This window comes from Actinoplanes sp. NBRC 101535 (assembly GCF_030269225.1).
GTDB lineage: Bacteria > Actinomycetota > Actinomycetes > Mycobacteriales > Micromonosporaceae > Actinoplanes > Actinoplanes rectilineatus.
This window is the reverse complement of sequence record NZ_BSSY01000007.1, coordinates 143,736-170,377: the sequence shown is the minus strand read 5'-3', so window position 1 is coordinate 170,377 and position 26,642 is coordinate 143,736. Positions and strand designations below refer to the sequence as shown.

Genomic DNA, 26,642 nt, shown 5'->3' with positions numbered 1-26,642 from the left:
TACGCGAAAAGGAATGTCACGCCTGCGCGGCGAACGCCCCGGCGAAGAATTCGATCAGCCCGTAGGGCGCCCGCTCGCCGAGGCACAGGTCCAGGATCCGGGCGGCGTCGGCATACTCCGCCTCGGTGCGCCGGAACATCGCCGCCTCGTAGACGCCCAGTGCCGCCTCCACGTCGCCGGGGTGCGCGGCCAGCGCCGAGCCGAGTTCCGCCCCGTCGAGCATCGCCAGGTTCGCGCCCTCGCCCGCCGGCGGCATCAGGTGGGCGGCGTCGCCGATCAGGGTCACGCCCGGCACCCGGTCCCAGCGGTGCCCGGTCGGCAGGGTGTGGATCAGCCGGGTGACCAGTGGCGTGTCGCTGTCGCGGATCAGCGCGGTGAGTTCCGGCGCCCATCCGGCGAACTCGGCTGCCACCCGGTCCGCGGTGATCCCCTGCGACCAGGAGGCGGGGCGGTTGACCTGAACGTACGTGTGGATGACGTCCCCTGCCTCGCGGTGCGCGGTGATGCCCTGTCCCGGGGTCAGCGCATACATCGCGCCTCTGCCGACCGCGGTGGCCGTGGCCGGATGCCGCACGTCGACGTCGTGCAGGTAGGTCTCCACGAACGTGGTCCCGACGTATTCCGGAACGGCGGCGGAGAGCACCGGCCGCACCTTGGACCAGGCGCCGTCCGCGCCGACCAGCACGTCGGCGGTGACCGTGCTCCCGTCGGCGAACCGCAGCTCCCGCCCGTCGGCCGCGGCGAGTCTGCGCCCCCAGACGATGGTGTCCTCGGGCAGCGAGTCGATCAGCACCTGGCGCAGCTCGCCGCGGAGCACCTCGGGGCGCCCGCCCTCGCCGTCGCCGGGTTCCTCGAAGAGCACCTTGCCGTCGCGGTCGAGGATCCGGGCGGTCTCCGCACCCTCGTGGATGATCGCCCGCCACTGGTCGGTCAGTCCGGCCGTGGCCAGCGCGACCTGCCCGTTGTGTTGATGGATGTCGAGTTGTCCGCCCTGGGTCCGGGCCTGTGGTGACGCCTCGGCCTCGTAGATGCGGGCTGGAATGCCGTGCAGATGCAGCACCCGGGCGAGGGTGAGGCCGCCGAGTCCCGCACCGATGATCGTGACCGTGGTCTTCATGATGACTCCCGCCGCCGTTGGAATGCCGCTCCAACAGTGCGGAACGGCATTCCAGAAGTGTCAAGATGGGATCTCCCATCCCCGGATCATCGAGGCAGCGGCGGCACCGCTCGACGAATTCGGCGAGAACGGCCTGGCGTTCCGCGCGCTCGGCGCACACTTGAGGACCGGTGCCGCAGCGATCCACCACCACACGCCGAACCGGGAGCTCCGCCGCACCACGCCGAGCGCGCCGGTTACTCTCTTGAAGATCATGTGGGGTACGCCGGGAGCGGCGTCACCCGAAGAGCGCGGCCCCGTAACGGCTCACGATGATCAGGACGAGCACCAGCAGCCACACCGTAACGGCGAGGGCGTCCAGGTCGTTGGCGATCGCGTCCCGAGCCCATCCCCGCCAGCGCGCCGGCAGCGGCAGATGCCCGTCCCGGATGTTCACGTGCGTCAGCGACACCCACACCAGCGTGGTGGAGACCGTGACCAGCAGGCACCACGGGCACAGCGCTCCGATCTCCGTCAGCGCCTGCTGGAACAGCCAGTACGCGAAGACCAGCCCGAGCGTGTACACGGTCTGCGCCGCGATCATGAACCAGCGCGGAAACCGGACCCCGCCGAGCGCCGCCACCGCCAGCGTGATCACCACGGGTTCCGCGATCAGGCCGAGGAACGCGTTCGGGAACCCGAACAGCTGCGCCTGCCAGGACAACCCGACCGTCCCACAGCTGACCACCGTGTTGATGTTGCAGGAGAGGTCCGCCGACGGGTTGCGGGCCAGCTCGACGGCGTCGACCGAGAGCACGAACGACGCGGTGAGGCTGATCAGCGCGGACACCAGCATCGTCCCGAAGATCCAGCCGTCCGCGTGCCGGACCCCGCGGACCCGCTCGAGGACGGTGCTCACCGCGCGGCGCCCGCGGCCGCGATGACCGCCTCCCGCAGCGGCCCGGCCGTGTACAGGTCGACCCCGGTCTTCACCCCGTTGATCAGCACGGTGGGCGTACCCGTGATGCCGCCGTCGAAAGCGGCCTCGGTGGTCTTCTCGATCCACGGCACGTAGATCCGGTCGCCGAACGCGTCGATCACCGCCTGCGACACTCCCGCCCCGGCGGCCAGTTCGGCGATCGCGGCGTCGTCGAGCCCGGCGCTGCCCTCATCGGGCTGGTTCGCGAACAGCGCCGCGTTGAACGCCAGCACCCGCTCGGAGTCCTTGTCCGCGACGGTGACCACCGCGTTGGCGGCCCGCGTCGAGTACCGGTTGCCCTGGGACTGCGCGTCCAGGAACGACAGCGGATGCAGTTCCAGGGCCGTCGTGCCGTCCTCCACCAGCGCGGTCAGGTCACCGCTGTTGGCCCGCTCGAACTTCCCGCAGTACGGGCACATGTAGTCCAGATAGACGGCCACGGTGGTCGCCGCCCCCTCCGGCCCGACCCGGATCCCCCCGTCGCCGGTGGCCGCGGCCGGCGTCACGAGCGCCCCGCCCCCGCCACCGGAACTCCCCCGCATCGCGCTGGTCACCGAGACGGCGATCGCCGCGACCAGCGCCACGATCACCACCCCACCGATGCCCATGATCACCCGATTGCCGCGCTGCCCGCCACGCGCCCTGGTGACCGCCTTCTGCGCCGCTTCACGGCGGTTCTTGGCCTTCTTACTCATCCGCTTCCTCCCGGTCCGAAGACAGGGTGGTCCACATCCGACCCGTTTTCGGCCGCCGGCACCGATGTCAGGCCCGCCGGCGGCCGACTCGGGACCTTGGTCCCGCCCCACACCGGGCACGAAGTCCCGTATAGCTACCGATCACCGTTCCGTGAGAGCGTGGCAGGGTGCCGGTGTCCTCGATCGCCGATCGGCAGAACACCCCCGACGTCCTGACCCTGGCCCGCGCGATGACCGCGGCCCACGCCCGCGTCCAGCGCCTCGAGGGCGGTCGCATCATCATGTCGGTCCTGGTCGCCCTGACCTCGACAGCGGCTGTCCTGGTTCCCACGCTGACCGCACCGGTGGCCACCCTGGGCGCCGGGTGGGCGCTCCTGCAGGGCCTCGGCTTCACCGTGTGGACCCAGCGCGCCCTGTCCCGGGCCGCGGCGGCACAGGAACTGTTCGACGTGACCCTTTTCGGCATCGAGTGGAACACCGCCGCCGCGGGCAGTCGCCCACCACCTGCCGAGATCAGCGACCTGGCACGACGATTCCGGGGACCGGAGCACCTGGTGCGCGACTACTACGAGGTCCGGGGAGTCGTCGACGACCTTCCGTGGCCGCTGGACGTGCTGGCCTGCCAGATGCAGAACCTGCATTGGGGAGCCCGGATCCGGCGCCGTTTCGCCGCGGCGGTGCTGGCCCTCCTGATCAGCTGGCCGCTAGCCGGCATCCTCGCCGGCACGCTGCTGCAGATGCCGATCGGGCAACTGCTGGTGATCTGGTTCGTCCCCGCACTGGGCATGCTGCTGACCGCTTCCGACCTCTACCGCAGGCAGGCCGAGACATCTGCGACACGATCACGCGTGCTGGCCCTGGTCACCGACCGTTTCCGCGAACAGCGCGACCGCCCGGCCGCCACGGCCGACCTCACCGTCCTCGCGCGTCAGGTGCAGGATGTCCTTCTTGCCACGCGGCGCACCCAGGCCCGGGTGCCGGATTGGTTCTTCCTGCACTTCCGGCCCCGCGACCGGGTCGACTTCCAGCGGGAGGTGGCGGATCTCGGCAGGTCAGCACCGAAAAGACCATCATCGCCATAGACACAGTGCAATGGTTACAGTGCGGGGAGAAACCGGGTGCGAGCCGCGGGGAGGCCCTGTGCACGAGCAAGCGACTCCTGAGGAACCGTTTCCGGAGCTGGACTCGTCGGAGTCGGCTGCCGCCGACGTGACCGGCCGGACGTTACTGGAGTTGCTCCACACCCCGGACTCCGATCTCGCCAAGTCGATCGCCGCGATCGTGGCCGAGCATCGCGATCGGCCATCCGTGGTGGCCGGCTGGAACAGCTTCAACGCCCAGTGACGGCCCGCCACCGCCTGTCCGCAGCACAGCTCACCGCCATCGCCTGGGGACGACCGGACCGTCAGGTGATCGAGGCGCTGTACCGGGCTGACGACAGCCGGCTCCTGCTGCTCGCCGCACACGCCCTGCGAAGTGTCGGCGCCGTGAACGGGGAAGCCGCGCTGTCCGTACTGGCCGAAGGGCAGCGCCGCGATCCGGCTGCGGTCGCCGCGATCCTCCGGGAAGGCTGGCTGGGCCCGTGGGCAGCCCGCATCCTGGCCGGCACCGAGAAACCGGACGCGGTCGCCGGCCGGCTCAGCGTCCTTGCGGCGGTCGCGGCCCTGCGGACCGGCGTGCACGCCGACCTGACGATTCCCGCATTCCGCGAATCGTTGCACTTCCCCGGCACCGGTACCGTTCGCCTGAACAACACCGGCGACGTCGAGGTCAGCGTTCGGGAACGTCTGATCGTCCGTTCCCCGCACGCCGGGTGGAGTCCAGCCCGTCAGCTCGTGGGTGACGGCATCCGTCTGCTCTTCGATGATCAGGACCCGTACCGGGACACGTTCCGTACCACCCCCAGCCGACGCGTGTCCGACCCCGATCTCCACAGCTGGCGAACGACGCTCCTGGAAGCCTGGGAGCTTCTCCACCGGTACGCCACGCCCGCCGCCGAACAGGTGGGCGGCGGCCTGCGCGTTCTCGTGCCCCTGGCCGCCACGCCCCACATGTCCGAGTTGAGTGTCAGCAGTGCCGACGCTCTCGGCGCGCTGGCCGCCACTGATCCGGTCGACGCGCCGGGCTTCGCCATGACGCTGGTCCACGAGTGGTCGCACTCGCTGCTCAACGGCCTGCTCGAGTTCTGTGTCCTCCATGAACCCGGCTCGCCGGCCGTGCACTTCGCACCCTGGCGGCCCGACCCGCGCCCCTTGGGCGGCCTCCTCCACGGGGTGTTCGCGTTTCTCGCCGTCGCAGAGACTCAGCAGGCCCTGTTGTCAGCCGGGGTGGGCGGGGACCGGGTGGAGAACGGGTTCGCACTCCGACGAGCACAGCTCGCCGAGGTCATGCGGACCCTCCCGGAGGCCTCCGGCCTGACATCGCAGGGGCGACGGTTCACGGCGATACTCGCGCACCGGTCCGCCGCTCTCGGCGACACGCCGGTGCGGACCACTGCCGCGACGACAGCGGCCGCTCGGGTGGCGGCCGACCGCGCCGTGTGGGAGCGGCGGCATCAGGGGTGATCGCGGTCGACCGGCCCCTCACAGCTGCGGCGGCTCGATGTCGCACTCCGGCCGGCGGCCGCGCACCGCGTCGAGGGTCGCCGGATGCTCCGCGCCCAGGACCCGCCCCAGATCCTTCAGCGTGGTGTCGAACAGAGCCTGCGCACCGTCCTCGCCGCACTCCATGCGGAGCAGGGCGGCATTGAGCGCACAGCCGAGGGTGTCCGGATGGTCCGCGCCACGCTCGACGACCGACATCTGGTGCACCGACGATGCCAGCTCACTGGCAGGCCCGACCATGCCGGCGAGGAACAGGTCCTCCACCTGGCCGCTCGCCGCCGCCAGCGTGTACGGATGAGCGGCGCCCAGACGTGCGGTGAGGCCTTCGAGCGCGGCGGCGCCGATCTGCCGCGCCTCCTCATGATCGCCGGTGGCCCGCAGCGCCACCGCCAGGTTGACCTTGGCGGCCAGCGCCAGTGGATGCTCCGCGGAGAACGTCTCCCGGTAGCCGTCGACTGCCTCACGCATGAGGGTCCGGGCCTCGACGGTGTCCGCCTTACGGTCGCAGCAGCGCAACGCGTTCGCAAAGGTGACCATGGCAGCCAGCGTGTGCTCATGGCGTGGGCCGAACCGCGTGTAGGTGTCGCGGTAGCTCTGCCGGCCGATGTCACGCGCCTCGGCGTAGAACCCGCACTTCCGTAGTCCCATCGCCAGCGTACGGTTCGCCGTCAGGGAGTCCCGGTGCCGCGGGTCGAGCACGACCTGATACTGCGGCACGACGGTCCGCATCATGGTCAGGACCTGGCTGTAACGACCCTGGCCGTAATAGTCGTGTGCCAGGTTGACCACACACAGCAGCGTGCGGAGGTCGTCGTCGCCGACCTGTTTGCTCCACCGCTGGCGGATCTCGTCGTCCTGGACCGCCGCCTCGGTGAACGCGCCCAGGTGCCGCAGACTCACCGCGAGGTTGTTCTGCGCACGCCAGGTGCCCGGCTCGTCCGGGCCGAGCACACGCAGGTGCCGCGCGAAGTTGTCCTCCTCCCGCCGCAACGCCTCGACGAACTCGCCCTTGAAGCGAAGGTTCACGCCGAGGTTGTTGGCGGTGTTGAGCGTGTACTCGTGGTCCTCCCCGAACCGGGGGTCCCGCAACAGGCGTTCGAAGGTCTCGGTGTCCAGCAAAGCGGCCCGGTCCGTCTCACCGAGCAGACGGCAGGCGTTCGCCAGATGCCGGCGCGCGATCAGGGTGAGCTCGTCGTCCGGACCGGGTGCCCCTGTCGTCCACCGCTCGACGACCGTCTCCGCCAACGATCGGCTGGCCTCGTAGTCGCCGATCACGAAGAAGTACCGGATCTGGTCGACGACCACGAGCCGGACGGTGTCGTCGGCAGCGTCGATCATCTCGGCGGGCTCGAGGTGCGGCGCGATCTCCCGGAAGACCGGCCAGTTGTCCCGGTCCTCCGGGTAGCCCGGATTGGCATACGCCAGCATGCGCTGAGCGTTGTCCCGGGCCTGCCGGAGCCGATCCTCGACGAGCTCGGTCCGCAGCACCCGCTGGGTCAAGCGGTGCACCTCGATACGCTGCCCCTCGTCGACCTTCGCGAGGCCCAGTTGCCGGATTTCACGAATGGCCCGGTTCAGCTCGATCGGACGGTCCAGCGCCTTCTTCAGGTTCTCGCTGATCCCGCTGCCCCGCCCGGCCCGCAGCATGGACACCGGGAACGCCACCGGGCCGAGATGGGCGAACAGCTCGAGCAGTTCGGCGGCGGCCGGCAACTCCGCGCGGAGTCGGTGCATCGCCAGCTTCAGCATGACGTAGAGCGTCTGCGGGTAGTCGATCGGTTTACCCTCGGAGAGCAGCTCCTCCAGATTGACGTCGAGCAGCTCCAGGTACTCCTCGATGGGCATGCCGGTGGTGGCGTGCCAGTTCGCCGCCTGCTCCAGGGCCAGGGGCAGGTCACCCAACTTCTCGGCGAGCAGGTCCGCACTGCCGTCGTCGATCGTGCGGCCCCGACGTTGGATGAGCTGGACGCTCTCCTCGCGCTCGAAGACGTCGACCTCGATCGCGTTGCCCCGGGCGGACCAGGCCGCGTTGTTCCGGGAGGTGACGATGACGTGCCCGGCCCCGGTCGACGGCACGAGACCGGTCAGTGTCTCCGGGTTCTCGACATTGTCGTACACCAGGAGCCAGCGGAACGGGCTCGCCGACAACGCCTCGATCACGAGCGCCGACGTCTGCTTCATGTCCTGACCGACCGGGATGCCGAGCCGCTGCGCCAGCTGGGCGAAGGAGCCACGCACCTGCGTGGCGCTCTCCGCCGTCATCCACCAGACCAGCCAGTACTGATCGGCGTGACGATAGGCGAACTCCGCCGCGAGCTGCGTTTTGCCGACACCGCCTTGACCGTGCAACGCCTGCGGAACGACCGACACCTCGGAATCGGCATCCAGCATCCGGCCGAGCATTCTCAGCATCGATTCGCGGCCGGTGAAGTCGGGGTTCTTCTGCGGCAGTCCGCCACGGATCGGCCGTGGTTTCTCAACCGGAACCTGCGGCGTGGGGGACGAGACCGATGACGGGGTCAGCACGGTGGGTCCTCCCGGAGAGATGAATTCGGACAAAACGTCAGTTTCCTGCCGGGAGTATGGCGATTCTTCCGCCGATTGTCCCACTCGCCGCGCGGGCGTTGAGGCAGCTTCGCCCGGAAAAAGCCTGCTCACGGCCGAGCACAACTCGCGGAGACGGTCCTGCGGATAATGGAGCCGGCCCGCCTTCAGGAGCCAGGAATGCAATTGCAGACGGGCGCCTCCGGAAGACGCATGCGCCAGCCTCTCCGCGTAGATCAACAGCGATGCCATGCCCGCGACGGCGTCGATGTCCCGCGCCACGGCGGCGACGACCGCCGCGGGATCCGCCCAGTTCGGCTGGGTGACCGCGGACCGCGGATCCACCATCTCCGCGTACTGCCGGTGCAGCACGGCAGCCGGGAGCGCCGCGATCAACCGCGCCAGCGCGTCACGGCTGTCGTCGTCGAGACTGATCACCACGCTGTCCACCGCTGCCCCCTCCGGCTGCGGCCAGGACACCGGCCGCCGCAGGGTCAGCGCACCGCTCGGCGCGTACCGCTGATGCTTGCGGAGGAACTCGCCGCCGGCGTTTCCGGCCAGCCGGAAGAACCACCACCGGCCCTCATCACTGACACTGGAGAAGGAGGTGAACTGCAGAGCGGTCGCGACGATCGACAGAAGGTACTGCGAACGCCAGTCGCCCAGGTGCATCGACCGGATCGCTTCGAAGCCGGTGCCGTGGATGGCTTCGAGGGTCCGGGCGGTCAGCGCACTCAGGCGGGGCGGCGCCTTCCACGGCGCAAGGACGTAGGCGAGCAGCGACTCCTGCTCCTCGATACGCAGATCCGCGATGGTCGGCGCGATGACCGAGAGCATCAGGGTGACCGGGTCGCGGGTCACCGGCGCGTCGGTCCGGAAAGCGGAGAGGTCAACCAACCGGAACTCGTTGATCCTCGGCGCGTCGAAGGTGTTCGGGATCAGGATGTTCTCGGTGTGCAGGTCGCCGTGGGCCAGTCCGACGACGACGTCGATCGGCAGGTCCGCCGCCAGCGTTTCGTCGTGGAACATCAGCAGAGGGTTCGGGATGTCGACCGGCATCTGCCCGACGCCGTCCCGCAGATACCGGTGACCGGACCCCGCCAGCCCGAGTGCGGCCCCGAGCGCCGCGACCGGCGCACCCGTGCTCGTCGCCCGGTCGAACTCTCCCCGCAGGTATGCCCCGACCGTGGTCTGCAGGGACCGGAAAGCGGTCGGCTTCCACTGCCGGATCACGCCGTCCACCACCCGCCTGCACGCCTCGGGCAGATGCTCGTCGGCCACGTGGGAGAGCGTCACGAAGTCGAGGGTCGAGCCGGCGACCTGCTGAAACATCAGCCGCCCACCACCATCGATCGGGTAGGGCGGGTGGGCGAGATCCACCAGATGACGCTCGAAGAAGCCGGGATCGGAGTGCGCCAAGGCCTCCCGGTGCGCCCCGGTCTCCTCGGCGTAGGGTCCTGGCGGGCAGGCTTTGACGATCACCTGACGATCCGGTTCGCCGGGCGTGCTGACAACGATCGCCGCCAGGACCGAACCGGTGTAACCGCTCGCCGTCCAGCGAGGATTCGTCAACCGCACCGAGCGGTGTTCCTGCTCAGCCCACCGCCGGAGGGCAGCCGCGCCACCGCCGCCGAGGACATCCTCGAGCGACTCGGGTGCGCTGCCCGTGACCATCCGGCCCCTCACGCATCGACGGACGCCGGGTCGACGTCGTACACACCGTAGCGATGCGCCCTCACAAGCCACAACAGGCAGAAAGACTGACTCCAATCGATGTGAATTCGGCTGGTACAGGCAATTCGCACCGAACACCGCCCGAGACTATCGTCGCTGTCCGCGATAGGACAGATACCGGTCCGGTGAGTACATCCATCCGTCACCGATACGCGCCGAAGTTCAATACGACAGGACGCCTCTCATCGCGCGTCGGTGTCTCAGTTCGGTGAGCCGCAGCCGCCGCCCGCGCAAGGTCGCGATGGCCAGAGCCGTCCACCGGTCGCCGATCCGGTCGCAACCATGCCTCAGTGATCAGCCAGCGCGTCGATCAGACGGTCGACCCCGAACGTGAACGCGGCCTCCACGTCGCCGCCCAGGTTGAAGGCGCCGGCCAGTTCCATCGTGACGAACCCGTGCGCCCAGGCGGTGAGGGTGCGGGCCGCCTCCAGCGCATGCTCCGGGCCGGCCAGCGCCGCCGCCACCCGCAGCACCGGCTCGACCGCCGGGCCCAGGTAGTCGGTTCCCGGCTGCACCGGCCCGAAGATCAGTCCGTAGCCGATCGGCCGTTCGTGCGCGTAGGCGCGGAACGCCCGGATCAGCAGCGCCACATCCTGCCGCGGATCGCCGGTGCTCCCGGCCGCCGCCAGCCGGGTGCCCAGGTCGCGGACCGTCGCCGCGGTGATCAGGGCGAGCAGGTCGTCGCGGCTGCGGACCCGTTTGTAGAGCGACGGCGCCCGCACCCCGACCCGTACCGCGACCGCCTGCATGGTGAGTCCGGCCGCCCCGGCGCTCTCCAGGATGTCCCGGCCCGCCTCGACGATCTCGGCGAGTGAGGTGCGATCAGGCGTCGGCATGGAACCTCCCGGTTAACGATGGCTATTGACCATAGCCATCATAGCTACGTAAATTAGCCATTATGAAGCTCGGACCGCATCTGCACCGCATCGGGAACGACATCGTCGCCGCCTACCTGGTCGACACCACCGACGGCGTCACCGTCATCGACGCCGGACTCGCCGGCCAGTGGCGCGAACTCACCGCCGAGCTGGCCGCCATGGGCCGCACCCTCGCCGACATCAGAGGCGTCGTCCTCACCCACGGTGACACCGATCACCTCGGGTTCGCCGAACGTCTGCGCCGCGACCACGGCGTACCCGTCTTCGTCCACGAGGCCGACGCCGCCCGCGCCCGCGGCGAGGAGCGGCCCAAGGCCGCGTGGGGCACCGTCAAGGTGGGTCCGGTGCTGCGTTTTCTGGGGTACGCGATGAGCAGAGGCGGCCTGCGCACCACCTATCTGACCGAGGTGGAGACGGTCCGCGACGGTGACGTCCTCGACCTGCCCGGATCGCCCCGGATCATCGGCATGCCCGGCCACTCCCCGGGCAGTGTCGCCGTGCACGTCCCGGTCGCCGACGCGATCTTCGCCGGCGACGCGCTGACCACCCGGCACGTCCTGACCGGCGCGCACGGCCCCCAGCCGGCCCCGTTCACCGACGACCCGGCGGCGGCACTGACGTCGCTCGCCCGCCTCGAGCAGACGCCCGCGACATGGCTGCTCCCCGGCCACGGCGCCCCCTGGTCCGGCGGCATCGCCGAGGCGGTCCGGCTGGTCCGCGCGGCGTAGCAGCCACCACAGGTGAGAGCAGGTCAGCGCAGCGTGTTCGCCTCGTCGGTGTGCTGGACCACCGTGCTGCGCGGGCCGGACGAGCGCGACGCCCGGCGCTGGCGCGGCACCCGGCCCTGCTCCTGCGGGAACACGAACCGCCGGAACGCCCACAGCCGGAACACCATCGCGACGAGCGTGCCGATGATGATGCCGGAGGTGAAGTCGGCGACCTCCTGGACCGGGCGGCTCACCTCGGGCACCCGCAGCAGGAACACGTACCGGGAGATCGCCAGCGGCAGCGAGTTCAGCACGATGCCGACCGCGCTGACCGCGAAGAACAGCAGCGCCTCGTGGTGGCGTTCCCGGCCGCCGCGGGCCCGGAACGACCACTCCCGGTTGAGCACGTAGGACAGGATCGTGCTGATGATGGTGGCCACGGCCAGCGCGGTGACCGGCTTGTCGTGCAGCACGGTCAGCTTCAGCGCGTAGTTAACCACCGTCGTCGCCACGAAACACACGCCGCCGACGACCAGGAACTTGGCCGCCTCGTGGTGTTTCCGGGCGACCTGCATGATCCACATCCGCAGGAGCTTAGACCGCATCTCCCATCGGGCTTGACGCTGGGTGACGCTCGACACGGCCGCCGCGCCGGTCCCGTACGGCGGGCAAATCGGGTGTGGAGGGACAGGGCGGGGTCTAGGCTGCCCGCATGACGGCTCAGCTCTCCGCCCTCCGGTTCGGCGCCGGTGATCCCGCACGACTCGTCCGGTTCTGGGGTGCCGTGCTGGAGCGCGAGATCGACGGCCTGGTGCTGCCGCCCACCGACGACACCGGGTTCCCGATCCGGTTCGTGCCGTTCGCCGACCCCAAGACCCAGCCCAACCAGATGCACTTCGATCTGACCAGCCAGACACCCGAGGAGCAGGACCGCACGGTCGCCCGTGCCCTGGAACACGGCGGCCGGCACATCGACATCGGGCAGAAACCGGAGGAGGGCCACGTCGTGCTCGCCGACCCGGAGGGCAACGAGTTCTGCGTCATCGCCGCCGGCAACCGTTTCCTGGCCGGCTGCGGTTTCCTCGGCGCGCTGTCGAGCGACGGCACCCAGCGGGTCGGCCGGTTCTGGAGCGAGGCCCTCGGCTGGCCACTGGTCTGGGACCAGGACGAGGAGACCGCGATCCAGTCCCCGCAGGGCGGCTCGAAGATCACCTGGGGTGGCCCGCCGGTCCGCCCCAAGCCCGGCCGCAACCGGCTGGCCCTCGACCTGGCCGGCTCGCCCGTCGAGGTCGACCGCCTGGTGTCACTCGGCGCGCAGCTCACCACGGTCGCCGACGGTCACGCCGAGATGGCCGACCCCGACGGCAACGAGTTCGGTCTGCGCCTGGTCGCCTAGACACGTCTCGCGGTCAGGGCACGAAGCCCATCCGCGTGTTGATTACGGGCGCGCTGGACGCCCGAACTCACCACGCACGGTGGGGTGTGGTGATTACGGGCGCGCTGGGCGGCTGACGTCACCACACGGACCTTGATGACGAAACGTGTCCAGGTTCTGCGCGGCGTACTCCAGTCCCACGCGGCGTGCTCCACGGCACAGGACCTAGATTGACGGCGTGCACGAGGAATGGACCACCTGGCTCGCCGCGATCATGGATGATCCGGCGGCCCGGCTGCGCTGCACGGACCTGTTGACGGACCTGTTCCTCGACCTGACCGAGCTGGCCGCCCCGGCACTGTTCGTCGAGGCCGGCGCCCACGAGGCGACGGCGTCGACGCGGGTCAAGCGGCGGCTCCCGGAGTGCCGGGTGATCGCCTTCGAGGCCAACCCCTACGTCCACCAGTACATGTCCGGCCTGCACGACTTCCGCCGCGCCGGCGTCGAGTACCGCCACGAGGCCCTCGCCGACGGCCCGCCGGAGGTGACGTTCCGCGTGGTCACCGACGCGGAGGGCCTCGACGACCCCCGCTACCACGGTTTCAGCTCCCTCAATTCCCGGCATCACGATCAGGAGCAGGGCGTGGTGTACGCGAACCGCACCGTCCCCGCCACCACCCTCGACGACGTCGGTGCCGCCGTGCCCGGCCGCACGTCCCTGTGGGTCGACGTCGAGGGTGCCGCCCGCCAGGTCCTGCTCGGCGGCCCGGAGTTCCTGTCCCGCTGCGACGTGGTCCTGATCGAGGTGGAGGACGTGCCGTTCTGGCGTGACCAGTGGCTGGTCGCGGACGTCGTCACCGAACTGCAGCGGCACGGCCTGGTCCCGCTGGCCCGCGACGTCGAGTACGACCAGCAGTACAACATGGTGCTGGCCAGCAACCGCCTGCTGGAACTGCCGGCCTGCCATACCCGGACAGCAGCCTTCAAGTCGGATTTATCGGCCTTGTCCCGCCCGGCCTGACGTCCGCGCGCCGGCAGCTCACGGCCACCGGTTGACGGCCGAACAGGACAGCGATGAGACGATTCCTGGTGGCGGCGCCCCTGGTGGTGATGCCGCTCGCGGCGTGCACCGGTGGGACCACCGAACCGGCGGCAGCGCCGAGCCCGGCAGTGTCCGCCGTCGTCTCCCTGCGGCCCCTCATGTCGCCGGGCACCGGGACTGTCCTCCTCCGCGGGGAAGGCCAGACCGGGCCGTGGCAGGGCACTGCCGGAACGCGGGGCGACAGCGGTTCACTGGACGTGATGGTCACCTGCGTCGGCGGCGGCGAACTCGAGGTCACGACCACCGTCGGCGCGTCCGGAAAGACGGTGGCGACGACACCCTGCGCGGGAATCACCATGCACAATCGCGGCGAGAACACGCAGACCGGACCGGTCACCGTGAGCATCGCACCATCCGGCGAACAGCGGTGGTCGCTGCTCGTCGTACGCGACATGGAAGTCGGCTGACGGAGACGGTCAGGCCGCGGCGGCGAGGGGCGCGGGCAGCGGTCCGATGATCAGGACAGCGGTGGCAGCGGCCGAGGCGGCGACCGGAGCGGGAACTGCCGAGACCGGAGCAACAGAGACCGAAGCGGGAACCGGTGGAGCGACGGCGGGAGCGGCCGGGACGAAGACCGGCACGATGGCAGGGACGGCCGAGACCGGAGCAGCTGCCGGAGCGGCCTCCACGGGCTGGGAGGCGGTGATGAAGTCGTGCAGGCGGCGCCACTCGCCCTCCAGCACGGCGTCGTAGGCCCACGCGTCGTCCACCAGGTCACGTGACCGGTCCCACTCGCCGGCCAGGAAGGCCGTCGTCGCGGCGAGCTCCGCCTTGCGGCCGCGCGCCCAGACCTCGTCCATGCCGGTGGGGCCGGCCGGAATGCCGTGCTCCGCAACGTACCCCTCGAGCCAGGTCTTCTCGGCGTCGCTGGCCGCGGTGATCGTGGTCAGGTAGGGCAGCCAACCGCCCGCGACCTGCGAGTATCCGCATGCCCAGCGTTCCAGCGCGAGCACCAGCTGTCGTTCGCGGACTTTGGCGCGCCGTGCGGCGAGTTCGTCGTTCATGGGCCCTCCCCCGTGGTGGATCTTCAGCCGGGAGTGGCTTCCCGGTAACCGGTCACGGCTAACCCTCCCCTGGCCACAGACCGATAACGATCTAAGCTGTGCGCCGTGCGGCTACAGGCTGGAGTGCGACTCGGCGACCGGTACCTGCTGCGGGACCGGATCGGCGCCGGGGGCATGGGCGAGGTGTGGCGGGCGGTCGACGGGGTTCTCGGGCGTACCGTCGCGGTCAAGGTCATGCTGCCCGGAGTGACGGACGACGCCCGGTTCGCCGCGGAGGCGACCGCGATGGCCCGGGTCAACCATCCGGCGGTCGCGGCGGTGCACGACTTCGGGCGGGCGGACGGCGTCGCGTACCTGGTGATGGAGTTCGTCGACGGCGAATCACTGTCGCAGCGGCTCGCCCGGGACGGCCGGATGACGCCGGACGCCACGATGCTCCTGGTCGCGCAGGCCGCCGACGGTCTGCAGGCCATCCACGATCAGGGCCTGGTGCACCGTGACATCAAACCGGCGAACCTGCTGGTCCGCGCGGACGGCACCGTGGTTATCACCGATTTCGGCATCGCCCGGCACGCGGACGCCGCCCGGCTGACGGTGTCCGGCGCCATCCTGGGCACGCCGACGTATCTGTCACCGGAACAGGTCAGGGGCGAACCGGCCGGTACGCTCAGCGACGTCTATTCGCTGGGTCTGGTCGCCTACGAGTGCCTGTCCGGGGAGCGCCCGTTCGCCGGTGACAACCCTTATGCGGTGGCCCTTCAGCGCCTGCAGTCGCCGCCGAAGACGATCGGCATCACCCTGCCGGACCACGTCCGGACGCTCGTGCAGAAGGCCATCGCCACCGAACCCGCCGATCGCTGGCAATCAGCACGATCGTTCGCCGAAGCCGCGAGGTTCCGGGGCCCGACAGGCGACCGGACCGGGTCGCCGAAGCCCGCGGGAAGGTCACGTCTCGTCGCCGCTTCCCTGGTCACGCTCCTGATCCTGGTCACCGGCATGCTCGGCGTCACCACCTGGATCCTCGTCGACCGCGACACCACCACCGATCGCGGGACCGGTGATGAATCCTTCGTCGAGCGTGGGAGCGGTGTGGAACCGGCCACGCTCCCCGACGGTTTCGCCGTCTGCGACGACGCCTACTGCCCGTCCACCCCGATGTGCTGGGGCGGCCTCACCGCGATCAGCGGCACCGCCATGCCACCGTCCCGCCGCGACTGTGCCGACGCGCACGCCTGGGAGACGTTCCGCGCCGTCCCGCTCCCGGCCGGCGGCGTGACCATCAGCAGCGACCACCCACTGATCGACAAGCCGGACATCGCCGCCGCCTGTTCCGCCGCAGCGATGACCGCACGCGCCGGTTCCGCCGTCACCGCGAAGTGGGTGCGCGATGCGTGGCCGATTCCGTACAGCACGGGCACCCTGTTGCACTGCATCGCCCGTTCGCCGCTGGGCGAGACCGAAGGCCCGGCGTTCCGCTCACGCTGATTCTGGTGTACGCCTGGCGTAGCAGCGCCCTCGCCCCCAGCGGGATCCCGCCGTCCCCGCCGGACTATGCGGCGTCACCCTCACGGACCGTTGCCAGGGCTGTCCGCACGAACTCCGCCACCGCCCGGGAACGGCTGCCGGACGGCCACACCAGCACACTCGTCACGTGTGGTGCGTCGGTCAGGGGCACAGCCGTGTGCGCACTCCACAGCCACGACCGCGACGAGGCACACAGGACAGCCGCGGTGTGTCCGAGTGCGATCAGCTGTGCCAGCTGGGACAGGTCACGGATCTCGGGGCCGGGTCCCGGACGGTACGTGCCGTCCTGCTCCGGCCAGCGGGCGATCGGCAGGTCGCGTACCCCCAGGATGTCCGCCATCGTCAGCGAGGGACGCGCGGCAAGCGGGTGACCGGACGGCAGGATCGCGACCTGCTGCTCGGTGCGCAGATCCTCGCTGTCGAACCCGGTGAGGGCGTCGAAGGGCCGCTGCATCAGCGCCACGTCGGCCCGGCCGTCGCGCAGCATCCGCGCCTGATCCCCCATCCCGCACAGCACCACGTCGATCTCGGCGGGGTGCGCGTCCAGGAGTTCCCGCAACAGCTCGTGGTTGGCGCCCGCCTTGGTGGCGAGTGTCAGCCGGTTCGGCGCGGACGCGGCCCGCTGGGTGCGCCGGGCCGCGGCCGCCGTCGCGTCGAGCAGCGTGCGGGCCTCGTCGAGCAGCACCTGACCGGCTTCGGTCAGTGCCACCCCGCGGCGGTCCCGGTCGAGCAGGGTCACGCCGAGGCGGCGTTCCAGCTGTTGGATGGCCCGGGACAGGGGCGGCTGCGCGATGCCGAGACGGTCGGCGGCCCGACTGAAGTGCAGTTCCTCCGCGACGGTGACGAAGTACCGCAGTTCGCGCGTCTCCAGCGTGTCCATCGCCCGACGATACCCCCGTGATACTCCACGGGTATCACAGCGAACCGGATCGGTGTAAGAACCGTGCCCCGGCACGAGCCACCATCGGCGTCATGAACGACACGAAGACCGCGCTGATCACCGGCGCGAACAAGGGACTGGGTTTCGAGATCGCAGCCGGGCTGGGCGCCCTCGGACACCGCATCATCGTGGGAGCCCGCGACCACGGCCGTGGCACGGCAGCCGCCCAGAAGTTGCGCGCCGCCGGGGTGGACGCGGTGGCGATCCCGCTCGACGTCACCGACGACCGCAGCGTCACCGATGCGGTCGCGCTCCTCCCGAACCGCCTGGACGTGCTGGTCAACAACGCCGGCATCTCCGGTCCGACCGGCCCGGACTGGGGACAGGACCCGACCACCCTCGATCTCGACGTGGTACGCCGGGTCGTCGACACCAACGTCCTCGGCGTGATCCGGGTGACCAACGCACTACTCCCGCTGTTGCGCCGCTCCCCGTCCCCGCGCATCGTCAACATCTCCAGCAGCGTCGGCTCGCTGACCTGGCAGTCCGACCCTGCCGTCGAGGTGGGTCCGATCATGGCGGCATACTCCCCGACGAAGTCCTTCCTCAACGCGGTGACGGTGCACTACGCCCGGCAGCTCGCCGGCACGAACATCCTGATCAACGCCGCCTGCCCCGGCCTGGTGGCCACCGACTTCACCGGCGGTCAGGGCCGCCCGCCACAGGACGCCGCCGCCACCCCGATCCGCCTGGCCACCCTGCCCGACGGCGGCCCGTCCGGAACGTTCACCAACGACGACGGCCCGATCCCCTGGTAGCCGCCCGCCCCGCAAGACACCCCGCCTCCCCCGGTCCCACGTCGGCCGTGCCCCACGGTCGCACCCCAGCCGTGCCCCACGGTCCTCCTGCGCCGCCGGCTACGGCTCAAGTTCCCCAGCCGTCGCCGGCGGCCGCCGCCACCGTCACCGCCGCCGCCACCGCCAAGATCGGAAGAGGTCGAGTGGCGTTCCGACCACCCCGGCCGTCGCCCACGGTCCACCCGAGAGCCGAAGACGACCGCGGGCGACGGCCGGAGTACCCGAAGCGACCACAGGCGACGGCCGGGTGACCGCGAGCCGTCCCCGACGGCTGACTCCCACCCTCCCGATCAGCCGTGACCGACGGCTCGACCGACCCGGCCGTCGACTGCGGTCCATCCGCAAACCGAGAACAACCGTGGGCGACGGCCGGACCGACCGAGCCGTCACCCATGAGAAGGGTTGCGGAGCCGTCCTTCCAGCCACCGGCTACCCGACACGCGCAATTCAGCCGCCAACGACGGCCGGCTTTGCCCCGGCCACGTCGAGCCGCCCCCGCAGCACCCCCACCGTCAGCAACGTCAGCAATGCAGGCAATGCCAACAATGTCCGCAGCGCCCATAGCACCCGCGGAGCCGGTAACGCCTCATCCTCCGGACTGGAGGGTGGCGAAAACGACGACGTTGTCGACGTAGTGACCAGTGTCCCGGTCGAACGCGCCCCCACAAGTGATCAAACGCAGACCGGCGTGGTCGATCGGCCCGTAGACCTCACCGGCCGGGAACCGGGCCTTCGGGAAGCGGGCCACCTTCGTCACGGCGAAAGTGGCCACCAGCCCGTCGGTGCGGGTCACCCGGATCGGGTCACCCTGATCGAGATCGGTCAGCCGGGCGAACGTCCCGGCCGACCCGCCGTAGTCGACGTGCCCGGCCAGGATCGCCGGTCCCAGGGAGCCCGGGGTGGGCGCCCCGGTGAACCAGCCGACCGTGCGGGCGTCGTCCGGCACCTCCATAGTGCCGTCCGGAGCCAGGCCCAGATCCGTCACCGACACCGACACGTCCAGTGCCGGAATCGTCAGGCGGGTCGGCGGCGACGCGGGCAGCAACACGCCCCGGGTGAGAGCGCCCGACGCGGACGGCGCCGCCACAGAAGACGGCATTGCAGAAGACGGCGTTGTAAAGGACGGCGTTACAGACGACGGCGCCCCGGAGTCTCCGCAGGCGGCGACCGTGAACAGCAGGACCACCGCGACCAGGCCCCGGATCATCGCGGCAGGACGAACATGCGGCGCCGCGTGATCAGCAGCGTGGCCAGGAGGAGGATCAGCACCGTGGCCGGGAGGGTGGTCACCAGCCGACCCGGGCCCGTCCGGGTGCTCCCGTCGCCGGTGGCCACTCCGCCGACCGGCACGGATCCCGCCGCCGCCCCGGCCACCATGCCGCACAGCGCCGGGTGGGTGGCCTCCTGCGGAATGCCCGCGAGTCCTGCCGCTGCCGCGATGGTCGACTCCCCGAGCGCAGACAGGTCGTACTTCCCGTTGCCGTTCGCGTCGATGCCGTGCTGCACCACGTGCAGGTCCTTGAGGTGCGCGACGGTGCCGGCCGGCAGTTCCGCGGCCGGGATCGTGCGGTCGTAGGTCAGCGTCCCCGACTGATCGGCAACGGGCATCCGGTCGACCGCGAGACCGCTCGCGCGGGAGATGTCGCCCGCGGTGGTCAGCGAGACGAAGATGTCGCCGTAGTCGGGCACGCCCTCTTCGGTGCTGATGTACCCGTCGCCGTCGGTGTCCGCGGCGGCCACCGGGCAGTGGAAGTCCATGCCCTCCACCGATCCGTGCAGATGCTGGGCGTGCGGCGCGTCCGGCACCAGCCCGCTGGACCGGATGCTCACCCGGAGATCACCGTTGTCCAGAGCGGTCAGCACCGCCGTTCCGCGAGCACCCGAGTTGTTGAACTCCGTCAGGCTGACGTGCACGCTCTCCGCCGCCATGGCCGTCCCCGGCGCGGCGAGCCCCACCAGCACAGCCCCTGCCACCAAAACCGCAAAGACCCTAAATTTCATTACAAAGCCCCTTATCTCGTACGCGAAAAGCACAGTCACCGACCCGACCCGAACAGCGACACCAACCGACGTTGCACAGCCACCCCGGCCGACCAGTCGTCGTCCGCAACCGCCCACCGCAACAGGTAGGACTCGCCCGCACCCACCGCGACCAGCACCCGCCGTTCGTGCCGGACCGTCGACGACCCCGGCCGCCACGTGTACTCCCAGTCCGCCCCACCGCGGCGCAGCAGCAGAACGCCCATGCTGATCCGGGCGTATCCCGGCAGTTCCCCGGTGGCCAGGGTCGCCTTCTCCCGCTGCTGCCAGTACTCCAGCGGCCGCCGGGTCACCACCGCCGCCACGTTGACGGTGAACGCCCGCCGCCCCGCCGGGTCGGTGAAGCACACCTCGTTGCCGCGGGTAGCCCGCTCCCATCCGGACGGCAGTGCCAGCGCGAACCCGGCCGGATCCCGGAACCAGACCCACCCGTGCGGCAGTCCCGCCGGGACGTCGTCGGCGGCCGCCGTGATCGTCTCGGTGGCCGCCCGGTACCCGCAGGGGTCGATCCGTCCGGCGGCGACGGTCGCCGGTGGGGAGGGTGCCGGCACCGAGGACACTGGCATCGAGGACGCCGGACTCGGACCGATCGCGGCGCGCTGCCCGGCTGCCGCAGCGGCTCCCCCACCCGCCAGGGCGAGCAGCACCCCGGCCACGGCAACGCTCCGCCCTCGACGCCACCCCGGCCGAACCGTTGTCACGCCGACCACGGCGCCGGTCGTGACGCCGACCGCGGCGGCCGTGACCCGGGCCTGCCCCCGCACCGGCGGCACCGTCAGGACCGCGGTGAGACCGTCCGCCACCTCGGACGCCGACGGCCGCCGGCCCGGCTCCTTCGCCAGCATCCGCAGCAGCAGACCGCCCAGCGCACCGGCCCGCACCGGCGGGTCCGGCGGATCGGTGACCAGCGCGATCAGCGACGCCTCCGGGTTGCCCCGGGTGAACGGTGCCCGCCCCTCGACCGCGTAGTACAGCGTCGCCCCGAGCGAGAACAGGTCCCCGGCCGCTCCGGTCTCCGCGCCGGTCAGCCGTTCCGGGGCGAGGTACTGCGGTGACCCGAGACGGGGGTCCGGTCCGCCCTCGCCCACCCCGGCCGTCGTGCCGATGGTGGCCAGGCCGAAGTCGGTGAGGACCACCCGGCCGTCCGCGGCGAGCAGCACATTCTCCGGTTTGACGTCGCGGTGCAGCACCCCGGCGGCGTGGGCGGCCCGCAGCGCCGCGAGCAGGCTCAGCCCGGTCTCGGCCACATCGCGGACGGTCAACGGTCCCAGGTCGCGGACGGTCACGGCCAGCGAGCGGGAGGCGACGTACTCCATCACGATCCAGGCGCGGCCCTGCCGCTGGACCACGTCGTACACCGTGACCACGCCGGGGTGGTCGAGCCGGGCGGCCGCGCGGGCCTCCCGGATCGTCGGGGCGGCCGGGGACGGACCCGACGGCAGGAGGATCTCCTTGACCGCGACCGTCCGCTCCAGCAGCCGGTCCTCGGCCCGCCACACCCGGCCCATCCCGCCGGTGCCGATCAGTTCGAGGAGCCGGTACCGCCCGGCCACCACCTCGTCGACCGCTTCCATGCCGTCACCCCGTCCTCGTCGCCTGCCCGGTATTCGCCGCCGGCAGGTAACTGGATGGGTGTGATCGGGAAGAAATCCGTGAGTGTCAGGAAATCCTCACGAGCGCGTCGAGCGGAGTGGTCGGGGCGGCCGATCCGGGGGCCGGTTCGATCGTGACGCCCACCTCGGACGCGGTCGGCAGACCTTCCACGACCTGCACGATCGTCGACTGTCCGGCGGCCAGCGCCCCGGCCGACGAGGGTGTCCCGTCGCGGATGGTCCACAGTTGGTAGACCCGGTCGGTGCCGGGTGACGCGTCCGCGGCCAGCATGATCACCCCGGCGCCGAGCAGCGCCGACCCGGCCACCGTGACGCGGCCACCGCTGGCCAGCGGCTGCTCGCGGACCGACAGGTCGGGGGCGGTCAGCACCGCACGGACGCGGGCCTCACTCGCCTGGGCCGCGGCGGCGGCGCTCTGCGCGTCGCGTACCCGCTGATTCTGAAGAACATGGACGGCCGTGCCGGCCCCTGCCGCCGCGACCACGACGGCGGCCGCGGTGATCAGCCGGAACCGGGTGGTCCGGGCCGCGGCCGAACGGAGCGGCGGCGCACCTGGCGGCGGCAGCTGCCGGGTTTCGGTGATCGCGGCGAGCACCGTCGCCTTGAGACGCGGCGGCGGCACCGACCAGGCGCCGTCGGCCAGCCGGCCGGCCGCTTCCCGCAGCTCGTCTGCCTCGATCCGGCAGGGCTCGCACTCGCGCAGATGCCGGGTGAAGGCGGCCCGTTCGACGTCGTCGAGCGCGTCCAGCACGTAGGGCCCGACCAGGGTGTGCACATCCGGGTTCATGCGGCCACCCCCGCCGACAGGCAGTCCCGCAGGCGGATCAGGCCGTCACGCATCCGGGTCTTCACCGTCGGCAACGGTACGTCCAGAAGCTCGGAGACCTGCGGATAGGTGTGCCCCTGGTAGTAGGCGAGGGTGACCGCCTGCCGCTGCAGTTCGGTCAGCTCGTCCAGGCAGTGCCGCACCTGCTGGCGTTCGAGGCGGATCGCCACCTCGTCGGCGACCTCGTCGTAGGGCGTGTCCACGGCGGCCACCCCGGCTCGCACGGTCCGGTCGGCCGCCGCCTGTTCGGAACGCACCCGGTCGACGGCCCGCCGGTGCGCGATCGTGAAGATCCAGGCGCTCGCCGAGCCGCGGTCCGGGTCGAACCGGGCGGCGGTGCGCCAGATCTCGACGAGCACCTCCTGAGCGACCTCCTCGGCCTGGGCCGGGTCGCGCAGCACCCGCCGGATCAGCCCGTAGACGCGCGGCGCGACCAGGTCGTAGAGCCGGCCGAACGCCCGCTCGTCGCCGCCGGCAACGGCTCTGAGCAGGGCGTCCGGTTGCGGATCCGCGGGTTCCCGCGGCGTGGGCACCGGTCTGAGATGCTCCGGCATGCTGCTCCGTTCCGTCCGATGGTGCTGTCCGGAAGGTACTTCGCAGCGGTGCCCGGCGCGGATGGGCCGAGCGGTCTAGAAAACGAGATTCTCTTCCGCGTCCTGGGCGACCAGGTGCTGGTAGAGGTTGGTCACCTCGAGGACCATCCGGACCATCGGCCCGGGCCGGGTCAGCCAGAACGGGACGCCGCGCGCGCCCGACGCCCGTTGCGCGGCGACCAGCATGCCCAGCCCCGACGAGTCGAGGAACGTCACCTTCGCCAGGTCGACGTCGATCCGGTCGCATCCGCCGTGGTCCAGGACCTGCTGGATCACCTGGCGCAGCAGCGGAGCGCTGGTGACGTCCAGGTCACCGTCCGGCGCCAGGACGACGGTCCGGCCCTCGCGCTCGATCGTGCAGTCGAAGTTCATCTCCCTGCCCCCTCCGGTGACCCCGTGTCCACAGACGCGCGCGGTGTACCCCGTCGATGATCCGGATAAACCCTGGCCGGGCTCAGACGGCCGGCACGGGTTCCGATTCGGGTTCCCGCATCCGGTCGACGCTGAGCAGGTCCAGTTCCTCGTCCGCGCGGGAGCGGGTGACCAGGGCGGAGCCGACGAACGCCAGTACGCCGACGGCCGCCGCGACCAGGGTCGCCCAGCCGTCGAAACCGGCGCCGACCAGGGTGTTGTCGATGTACAGCAGATCGTTCGGTACGCCGTACAGCGTGGGGGTCAGCACCAGGAACACCAGCCGGACCGCCAGGCCGACACCCGCGCCGATCAGGGCCGCGGCCGACGTCGACCGCTTCCAGAACAGGCCCAGCAGGAACGGGGCGATCAGGCAGGCGAGCATCAGGTCGAACGCGAGGGTGAGCAGGATGCCGGTCTGGCTGACCCGCAGCGCCAGGAACACCCCGACGATCACGACCGGCAGCATCGCCACCCGGGTCCAGCGCAGCAGCGGGTCGCGGTGGCCGGGGGCGACCTCGCGGCGTACCCCGGCGATGTTGCGGACCGCGACCGCGGAGGTCGCCAGGATCGCGCCGGACGCGGTGGAGAACGACGCCGCCACGATCCCGGACAGGACCAGGACCGCGAGCAGGACCGGGGCGTAACCGTCGAGCAACTGGTACATGATCGGCGCGTCCTCGGCGGTGAGCCCGAGTTCGGCGGAGGCGGTGAGCGCGATCAGTGACCACAGCACACCGACGACGGCGGTCGCGCCCGCGCCGATGAAACAGGCCCGCTGCGCCACCTGCGGGGTCCGGGCCGCGAAGATGCGCTGCATGAAGTCGATCGCCACCAGGTCGCCGATGCCCAGCGACACCAGGGTCGCCCAGTTGACCGGCGCGCCCTGCCCGGAGTCGGTCAGTTGCCCGAGGTCGAAGGGGCCGAGACCGTCCGGGATGCTGACCCCGAACTTCACCGCCATCCAGCCGAAGAGCACGAACGTCGCGATGCCGGTGATCACCGCCTGGATCACGGCGGTGTAGGCGTCCGAGAACAGACCACCACCGATCGTGTACGCGAGGACGAGGCACACCGCGAGCACCACGCCGACGGTGTAGGACAGTCCGGTGAAGTACTCGACGAGGAAGCCCATCGCGACCAGGTTCCCGGCGAGCAGGATGGTGAACGCGAAGATCATCAGCAGTGAGGCGACCACCTCGACCGGCCGGTTGTAGCGGCGGGCGAAGAAGTCGCCGAGGGTGAACAGGCCCATCCGGTTCATCGGTTTCGCCAGGAACAGGCCGGCCAGCAGCAGGCAGATCGCGAGGCCGAGGGCGAGTGAGGCGCCGGCCCAGAACCCGTAGGCGGAGCTGAGGTCGGTGTTGCCGACCGTGGCGTTGCTGTCCACCGCCGCGGTCGTCAGGGCGACGGCGACGAGCGGGACACCGAGTTGCCGTCCGGCGACGAGATAGTTGGCGCTGTCCCCGTCGACCTTGCGGGCCACGACTATGCCGACGATCAGAACGGCCAGGACGGTCAGTGCGACCCCGGCGATGATCATGAGGACTCCTGAGGGCTGTGATGCGGTGCCGACCCGTTGAGTCGTGCGTTGATTCAGCCCGCCGTGCGTTGCGTCCTCGTTATCAGCCGTTGCGCATTCTCGTTAACCGCCGGGAACAGGCGGCCGGGCGGCTCGCGCCACCCGGCCGTCGTGACGGGTCAGACCGTGGGGAGCCGCGCCGGCAGGACGGCGACCATACGGTCGACCTGGCCGCGGATCTCCGGGACGGCGGTGGCCTCCCAGACCCGGCCGCGGCGCAGTGGGCCGACCAGCCACAGGCCCGGCTGGACCCGGCCGTCCGCGTCGAGCACCCGGCCGTCGTCGTCGGTGTCGATGCCCAGCCCGTGCGGGCCCCGCAGCGTGCTGTCGTCGCCGATCAGGGCACTGACCCGCGGGGTGACCGGACCGGGGCCGCTGCACGTGATGACCGCGCCGTACCTACGGGGTTCCTCGCCCTCGACGTGCACGATCAGGCCGCCGTCCGGGTCGGGCACGATCGCCGTCATCCGGCCGGACCGGACCCGCAGGGTGCCCTCGGCGCGCAGCTCGGCGACGCGCGCGGCGATCGGCGGGGCCATGCGGTGCCGGTGCGTCTCCCAGTGACGGAAGCAGTGCCGCAGGAACCGTTCCTGGGCGTCGGTGTCGAGCGCCGCCCACAGACGGTCGGCCTGGAAGCGCAGGTGGTCCATGACCGCCGTCCAGTCGGCGCCGTCCGCGACGGCCTGCCGGACCCGGCGGATCAGCGGGGCCAGCCGGGGCGACTCGCGCAGGCCGAGGTCGACGGCGGGCGGCGGGGTCACCGGATGGGCCTGCGGGACCAGGCCGTGCCGGGACAGCGCCTCGATCGGGGTGCGGCGTCCACCGGCGGTCAGGCTCAGCGCCACGTCGATCGCGGTCAGGCCGGTGCCGAGCAGCAGCACCGGCTCGTCGCTGGGCACGGCGTCCAGCGCGCCGACGGCCCACGGGTCGGCGACGAACTCGACGCTGCGGAACGCCGCGTCGCTGATGCCGGGGAGCCGCTGCGGCGGAGGGCTGCCGACGGCCAGGATCACGTGGTCGGCGCGGACGACGCACCCGGAGTCGTCGACGACCTCGTAGCCGTCGGGTGTCTTGCGGACCGCGGTGGCCGAGGCGATGTGCCGGCGCAGACGTCCGCCGGCTGCCGCGCTCGCGGCGGTGAACTGGTCGGCGAGATAGTCGCCGTAGCGTGCGCGGGGCACGAAGTCGGTGAGTTCGGCGGGCAGGCCCTGGGCGCGCATCCAGCGCACCAGGTGCTGCGGGTCGTCCGCGTCGACGCTCATGGCGGCCGCGCGGGAGTTGAGCAGGTGCCACGGTTCGGCGGTGCCGTACGCGACGCCGCGGCCCGGCCGGACCTCCGGGGAGACGAGCACGACCTCCCGGTCGGTGTGCTGCAGGACGGCGCGGGCGGTGAGCGCGCCACTGAAGCCGCCGCCGATGATCGCAACCACGTCGGGCTTGTCCGCGATCAGGGGCCGGCGGGCGACGATGCTGGTCACCGGACCGCGTCCTCGTTCGGTGACCAGCTGGTACAACAGGTCGGCATATCATCCTCCGCAGGTAGAGCAGCCATCAAACCACATAACCCCTAGGTTTGGTATGTTATCCGAGGTGAGTGGT

At 71.0% G+C, this 26,642-nt stretch carries 25 protein-coding genes; 9 read left to right on the top strand and 16 right to left on the bottom strand.

What is annotated here, in order from left to right; translation table 11 throughout:
* Nucleotides 1-16: 16 nt before the first annotated feature.
* From QSK32_RS21030 to QSK32_RS21020, 3 genes are all read right to left on the bottom strand, one after another.
* The gene (locus QSK32_RS21030) at nucleotides 17-1,117 is read right to left on the bottom strand and encodes an FAD-dependent oxidoreductase (RefSeq protein WP_285472852.1); all 1,101 of its coding nucleotides are present in this window, start codon (nucleotides 1,115-1,117) and stop codon (nucleotides 17-19) included.
* A 277-nt stretch (nucleotides 1,118-1,394) separates the two neighbouring features.
* Nucleotides 1,395-2,015: a vitamin K epoxide reductase family protein gene (locus QSK32_RS21025; protein WP_045747387.1), complete on the bottom strand. Its 621-nt coding sequence runs from the start codon at nucleotides 2,013-2,015 to the stop codon at nucleotides 1,395-1,397.
* Nucleotides 2,012-2,770, bottom strand: a complete 759-nt coding sequence (locus QSK32_RS21020) for a DsbA family protein (protein WP_285472851.1) — start codon at nucleotides 2,768-2,770, stop codon at nucleotides 2,012-2,014. The genes QSK32_RS21025 and QSK32_RS21020 overlap by 4 nt, the downstream gene beginning before the upstream one ends.
* 167 nt (nucleotides 2,771-2,937) lie before the next feature.
* On the opposite strand from QSK32_RS21020, the gene QSK32_RS21015 reads away from it, so the two are divergent.
* The 3 genes from QSK32_RS21015 to QSK32_RS21005 are packed head-to-tail and all read left to right on the top strand — an operon-like array spanning nucleotide 2,938 to nucleotide 5,334.
* Nucleotides 2,938-3,852 (top strand): S-4TM family putative pore-forming effector, encoded by a 915-nt coding sequence (locus QSK32_RS21015; RefSeq protein WP_285472850.1) that lies wholly within the window; start codon nucleotides 2,938-2,940, stop codon nucleotides 3,850-3,852.
* A 58-nt stretch (nucleotides 3,853-3,910) separates the two neighbouring features.
* A complete protein-coding gene (locus tag QSK32_RS21010) occupies nucleotides 3,911-4,114 on the top strand; it encodes a hypothetical protein (RefSeq protein WP_285472849.1) in 204 nt (67 codons plus the stop codon).
* Nucleotides 4,111-5,334: an aKG-HExxH-type peptide beta-hydroxylase gene (locus QSK32_RS21005; protein WP_285472848.1), complete on the top strand. Its 1,224-nt coding sequence runs from the start codon at nucleotides 4,111-4,113 to the stop codon at nucleotides 5,332-5,334. Before QSK32_RS21010 ends, QSK32_RS21005 begins: the two co-directional genes overlap by 4 nt.
* An 18-nt stretch (nucleotides 5,335-5,352) precedes the next feature.
* Here the strand turns inward: QSK32_RS21005 and fxsT are convergent, their stop codons facing one another.
* Together fxsT and QSK32_RS20995 are read right to left on the bottom strand one after the other, a co-directional pair.
* Nucleotides 5,353-9,591 (bottom strand): FxSxx-COOH system tetratricopeptide repeat protein, encoded by a 4,239-nt coding sequence (gene fxsT / locus QSK32_RS21000; RefSeq protein WP_285472847.1) that lies wholly within the window; start codon nucleotides 9,589-9,591, stop codon nucleotides 5,353-5,355.
* A 347-nt stretch (nucleotides 9,592-9,938) separates the two neighbouring features.
* Nucleotides 9,939-10,487 carry a TetR/AcrR family transcriptional regulator gene (locus QSK32_RS20995; RefSeq protein ID WP_285472846.1) on the bottom strand — a complete coding sequence of 183 codons (549 nt, stop codon included), beginning with the start codon at nucleotides 10,485-10,487 and terminating at the stop codon, nucleotides 9,939-9,941.
* 62 nt (nucleotides 10,488-10,549) lie between these two features.
* On the opposite strand from QSK32_RS20995, the gene QSK32_RS20990 reads away from it, so the two are divergent.
* Nucleotides 10,550-11,257 carry an MBL fold metallo-hydrolase gene (locus QSK32_RS20990; protein ID WP_285472845.1) on the top strand — a complete coding sequence of 236 codons (708 nt, stop codon included), beginning with the start codon at nucleotides 10,550-10,552 and terminating at the stop codon, nucleotides 11,255-11,257.
* A 23-nt stretch (nucleotides 11,258-11,280) separates the two neighbouring features.
* Here the strand turns inward: QSK32_RS20990 and QSK32_RS20985 are convergent, their stop codons facing one another.
* Nucleotides 11,281-11,820: a GtrA family protein gene (locus QSK32_RS20985; RefSeq protein WP_245674298.1), complete on the bottom strand. Its 540-nt coding sequence runs from the start codon at nucleotides 11,818-11,820 to the stop codon at nucleotides 11,281-11,283.
* Nucleotides 11,821-11,948: 128 nt separating this feature from the next.
* On the opposite strand from QSK32_RS20985, the gene QSK32_RS20980 reads away from it, so the two are divergent.
* From QSK32_RS20980 to QSK32_RS20970, 3 genes are all read left to right on the top strand, one after another.
* A complete protein-coding gene (locus QSK32_RS20980) occupies nucleotides 11,949-12,632 on the top strand; it encodes a VOC family protein (RefSeq protein ID WP_045747381.1) in 684 nt (227 codons plus the stop codon).
* Nucleotides 12,633-12,849: 217 nt separating this feature from the next.
* Nucleotides 12,850-13,632 carry an FkbM family methyltransferase gene (locus QSK32_RS20975; protein WP_052721148.1) on the top strand — a complete coding sequence of 261 codons (783 nt, stop codon included), beginning with the start codon at nucleotides 12,850-12,852 and terminating at the stop codon, nucleotides 13,630-13,632.
* A gap of 53 nt (nucleotides 13,633-13,685) precedes the next feature.
* Nucleotides 13,686-14,120 (top strand): hypothetical protein, encoded by a 435-nt coding sequence (locus QSK32_RS20970; RefSeq protein ID WP_285472844.1) that lies wholly within the window; start codon nucleotides 13,686-13,688, stop codon nucleotides 14,118-14,120.
* Between the two features lie 9 nt (nucleotides 14,121-14,129).
* Here QSK32_RS20970 and QSK32_RS20965 read toward each other — a convergent pair whose 3' ends face one another.
* Complete coding sequence (locus tag QSK32_RS20965) at nucleotides 14,130-14,717, bottom strand: hypothetical protein (RefSeq protein ID WP_045747379.1); 588 nt, start codon at nucleotides 14,715-14,717, stop codon at nucleotides 14,130-14,132.
* Between the two features lie 105 nt (nucleotides 14,718-14,822).
* On the opposite strand from QSK32_RS20965, the gene QSK32_RS20960 reads away from it, so the two are divergent.
* Nucleotides 14,823-16,202, top strand: coding sequence for a serine/threonine-protein kinase (locus tag QSK32_RS20960; RefSeq protein ID WP_285472843.1), 1,380 nt, complete (start codon nucleotides 14,823-14,825; stop codon nucleotides 16,200-16,202).
* Nucleotides 16,203-16,266: 64 nt separating this feature from the next.
* Here QSK32_RS20960 and QSK32_RS20955 read toward each other — a convergent pair whose 3' ends face one another.
* Entirely contained in the window at nucleotides 16,267-17,112 is an 846-nt protein-coding gene (locus QSK32_RS20955) for a LysR family transcriptional regulator (RefSeq protein ID WP_211275592.1), read from the bottom strand.
* Nucleotides 17,113-17,213: 101 nt separating this feature from the next.
* Between QSK32_RS20955 and QSK32_RS20950 the strand changes: the two genes are divergently transcribed.
* Complete coding sequence (locus tag QSK32_RS20950; protein WP_285472842.1) at nucleotides 17,214-17,939, top strand: SDR family oxidoreductase; 726 nt, start codon at nucleotides 17,214-17,216, stop codon at nucleotides 17,937-17,939.
* 625 nt (nucleotides 17,940-18,564) lie between these two features.
* Here the strand turns inward: QSK32_RS20950 and QSK32_RS20945 are convergent.
* The 8 genes from QSK32_RS20945 to QSK32_RS20910 form a co-directional block, all read right to left on the bottom strand.
* Nucleotides 18,565-19,077 carry a class F sortase gene (locus QSK32_RS20945; RefSeq protein ID WP_285472841.1) on the bottom strand — a complete coding sequence of 171 codons (513 nt, stop codon included), beginning with the start codon at nucleotides 19,075-19,077 and terminating at the stop codon, nucleotides 18,565-18,567.
* 104 nt (nucleotides 19,078-19,181) lie between these two features.
* A complete protein-coding gene (locus tag QSK32_RS20940) occupies nucleotides 19,182-19,952 on the bottom strand; it encodes an EF-hand domain-containing protein (RefSeq protein WP_285472840.1) in 771 nt (256 codons plus the stop codon).
* Nucleotides 19,953-20,014: 62 nt separating this feature from the next.
* On the bottom strand, nucleotides 20,015-21,592 hold the full coding sequence (locus tag QSK32_RS20935) for a serine/threonine-protein kinase (RefSeq protein WP_285472839.1): 1,578 nt from the start codon (nucleotides 21,590-21,592) through the stop codon (nucleotides 20,015-20,017).
* Nucleotides 21,593-21,677: 85 nt separating this feature from the next.
* Nucleotides 21,678-22,418: an anti-sigma factor gene (locus tag QSK32_RS20930; RefSeq protein WP_045748195.1), complete on the bottom strand. Its 741-nt coding sequence runs from the start codon at nucleotides 22,416-22,418 to the stop codon at nucleotides 21,678-21,680.
* Nucleotides 22,415-23,011, bottom strand: coding sequence for a sigma-70 family RNA polymerase sigma factor (locus QSK32_RS20925; RefSeq protein ID WP_285472838.1), 597 nt, complete (start codon nucleotides 23,009-23,011; stop codon nucleotides 22,415-22,417). The genes QSK32_RS20930 and QSK32_RS20925 overlap by 4 nt, the downstream gene beginning before the upstream one ends.
* 75 nt (nucleotides 23,012-23,086) lie before the next feature.
* Entirely contained in the window at nucleotides 23,087-23,422 is a 336-nt protein-coding gene (locus QSK32_RS20920; protein ID WP_045748194.1) for an STAS domain-containing protein, read from the bottom strand.
* Between the two features lie 82 nt (nucleotides 23,423-23,504).
* Complete coding sequence (locus QSK32_RS20915; protein WP_045748193.1) at nucleotides 23,505-25,004, bottom strand: high affinity choline transporter 1; 1,500 nt, start codon at nucleotides 25,002-25,004, stop codon at nucleotides 23,505-23,507.
* Between the two features lie 158 nt (nucleotides 25,005-25,162).
* Nucleotides 25,163-26,521: an FAD/NAD(P)-binding protein gene (locus QSK32_RS20910; RefSeq protein ID WP_285472837.1), complete on the bottom strand. Its 1,359-nt coding sequence runs from the start codon at nucleotides 26,519-26,521 to the stop codon at nucleotides 25,163-25,165.
* Between the last annotated feature and the right edge of the window lie 121 nt (nucleotides 26,522-26,642).

Coding starts and splice junctions, on each gene's coding strand:
- QSK32_RS21030 (WP_285472852.1), bottom strand. CDS start 1,117: ATGAAGACCACGGTCACGATCATCGGTGCGGGACTCGGCGGCCTCACC.
- QSK32_RS21020 (WP_285472851.1), bottom strand. CDS start 2,770: ATGAGTAAGAAGGCCAAGAACCGCCGTGAAGCGGCGCAGAAGGCGGTC.
- fxsT (WP_285472847.1), bottom strand. CDS start 9,591: ATGGTCACGGGCAGCGCACCCGAGTCGCTCGAGGATGTCCTCGGCGGC.
- QSK32_RS20995 (WP_285472846.1), bottom strand. CDS start 10,487: ATGCCGACGCCTGATCGCACCTCACTCGCCGAGATCGTCGAGGCGGGC.
- QSK32_RS20990 (WP_285472845.1), top strand. CDS start 10,550: ATGAAGCTCGGACCGCATCTGCACCGCATCGGGAACGACATCGTCGCC.
- QSK32_RS20985 (WP_245674298.1), bottom strand. CDS start 11,820: ATGTGGATCATGCAGGTCGCCCGGAAACACCACGAGGCGGCCAAGTTC.
- QSK32_RS20980 (WP_045747381.1), top strand. CDS start 11,949: ATGACGGCTCAGCTCTCCGCCCTCCGGTTCGGCGCCGGTGATCCCGCA.
- QSK32_RS20970 (WP_285472844.1), top strand. CDS start 13,686: ATGAGACGATTCCTGGTGGCGGCGCCCCTGGTGGTGATGCCGCTCGCG.
- QSK32_RS20965 (WP_045747379.1), bottom strand. CDS start 14,717: ATGAACGACGAACTCGCCGCACGGCGCGCCAAAGTCCGCGAACGACAG.
- QSK32_RS20950 (WP_285472842.1), top strand. CDS start 17,214: ATGAACGACACGAAGACCGCGCTGATCACCGGCGCGAACAAGGGACTG.
- QSK32_RS20945 (WP_285472841.1), bottom strand. CDS start 19,077: ATGCCGTCTTCTGTGGCGGCGCCGTCCGCGTCGGGCGCTCTCACCCGG.
- QSK32_RS20935 (WP_285472839.1), bottom strand. CDS start 21,592: ATGGAAGCGGTCGACGAGGTGGTGGCCGGGCGGTACCGGCTCCTCGAA.
- QSK32_RS20930 (WP_045748195.1), bottom strand. CDS start 22,418: ATGAACCCGGATGTGCACACCCTGGTCGGGCCCTACGTGCTGGACGCG.
- QSK32_RS20925 (WP_285472838.1), bottom strand. CDS start 23,011: ATGCCGGAGCATCTCAGACCGGTGCCCACGCCGCGGGAACCCGCGGAT.
- QSK32_RS20920 (WP_045748194.1), bottom strand. CDS start 23,422: ATGAACTTCGACTGCACGATCGAGCGCGAGGGCCGGACCGTCGTCCTG.
- QSK32_RS20915 (WP_045748193.1), bottom strand. CDS start 25,004: ATGATCATCGCCGGGGTCGCACTGACCGTCCTGGCCGTTCTGATCGTC.